Source organism: Candidatus Thiosymbion oneisti (genome assembly GCF_900092655.1).
In the GTDB taxonomy this organism is placed as follows: domain Bacteria; phylum Pseudomonadota; class Gammaproteobacteria; order Chromatiales; family Chromatiaceae; genus Thiosymbion; species Thiosymbion oneisti.
Window position 1 is genome coordinate 1 of sequence record NZ_FLUY01000010.1, and the last position, 1,827, is coordinate 1,827.

Consider the following 1,827-nt stretch of genomic DNA (forward strand, 5'->3'; position numbering starts at 1 on the left):
AATCATGACTGAAAACCCCTTTGATTGATTTTGTAGATGAGTTATTCTACTCTAGCATTTAAAAAATACCACTACCGAAAAGGTTTATACGCGCTTGTCTGTCGAGCTGCCGAACCCCAGCGGTATTCTGAGGAGAATTTCCCATCATGGCGCTTTCCAGCCTGACTGCCGTATCTCCGGTAGATGGCCGCTATGGCTCTAAGACCTTGGACCTGCGGCCCATCTTCAGTGAATTTGGCCTGATCCGGCACCGTATCTTGGTGGAGATACGCTGGTTCCAGGCCCTGGCCGACCATCCGGGCATCACCGAGGTCCCACCCCTATCCGAGCACGCGACCGGTATTCTGAATGGGATCCTGGAGAATTTCTCGGAAGCGGATGCGAGCCGAATCAAGGATATCGAACGCACGACCAACCACGACGTCAAGGCGGTGGAGTATTTCATCAAAGAGCGCATCGCCGGTGATGCCGAGCTCGAGGCGGTGAGCGAGTTCATCCATTTCGCCTGCACCTCCGAGGATATCAATAACCTGTCCCACGCCCTGATGCTGCGCGAAGGGCGCGGACAAGTGCTGATCCCCCGGATGGATGAAGTCGTGGAGGCGGTCCGTGGCCTTGCTCACGAGCTCGCGGGCCTGCCGATGCTCTCGCGTACCCATGGTCAACCCGCGTCCCCCACCACCCTGGGCAAGGAGATGGCCAACGTGGTCTATCGGCTCGACCGCCAGCGGAAGCAGGTGGCCGAGGTGCGGCTGCTGGGCAAGATCAACGGTGCCGTAGGTAACTATAATGCCCACCTTGCCGCCTATCCGGACCTCGACTGGCCGGGGTTTGCCTACGGTTTCGTCGAGTCGCTCGGTCTCGACTGGAATCCCTATAGCATCCAGATCGAGCCCCACGACTACATAGCGGAGCTGTTCGACGCCAGCGCCCGCTTCAACACTGTCCTCATCGACTTCTGCCGCGACCTTTGGGGCTACATCGCGCGCGGTTACTTCCGGCAGAAGACGGTGGCAGACGAGATCGGTTCATCCACCATGCCCCACAAGGTCAATCCCATCGACTTCGAGAACGCCGAGGGGAACCTGGGGCTGGCAAACGCCATCTTCGGGCACCTGGCCAGGAAGCTCCCGATCTCACGTTGGCAGCGGGACCTGACCGACTCTACCGTGCTGCGTAACCTGGGGGTCGGGTTTGCCCACACCAGCATTGCGTTGCAATCCATCCTGCGCGGAGTCGGTAAGCTGGAGCCGGACGCAGAGTGCCTGGCGGCCGATCTGGATGCCAATTGGGAGGTCCTGGCGGAGCCGGTCCAGACGGTGATGCGGCGCTACGGGGTCGAACAACCCTACGAGAAGCTCAAGGCGCTGACCCGTGGTCATCGGATCACCCAGGCGGACCTGGCGCGGTTCATCGACTCCCTGGATATCCCGGACGCTGCCAAGGCCCGTCTGAAGGCGCTGAGTCCGGGGAGCTACACCGGAAATGCCTCAGCTCAGGCAAGGGCAATTTGAGATTGGAGTCCGATTCTGCGTTATTTTGGGTTGCCCGAGAAGGCGTCTTTTTAATCCGCAGATTACGCAGATTTTCACAGATTGTTTCGTTCTTAATCTGCGCAAATCTGCGTAATCTGTGGATAAAGAAAGTCCGGTCCCCCAAACAGCGCCAAATCATCCAGGATTGCTCAAGACTCCCTTCAATTGTTCTGGATCACGATCCGTGGGAACTTGGCCGCATAATCCTTCGCCTACAGGGACAGCTTGGCCGCGGTCCTGCGGGCAATCTCCCGGTAGATCTCGCTGATGCGTGAATCGGGCTGAGCCACGA

General features: G+C 58.6%; 1 protein-coding gene. It reads left to right on the top strand.

Annotated features, from left to right (window positions below; translation table 11 throughout):
- Window positions 1-146: 146 nt before the first annotated feature.
- Window positions 147-1,514, top strand: coding sequence for an adenylosuccinate lyase (gene purB, locus BQ17_RS00065; RefSeq protein ID WP_089723721.1), 1,368 nt, complete (start codon window positions 147-149; stop codon window positions 1,512-1,514).
- Window positions 1,515-1,827: the final 313 nt, after the last annotated feature.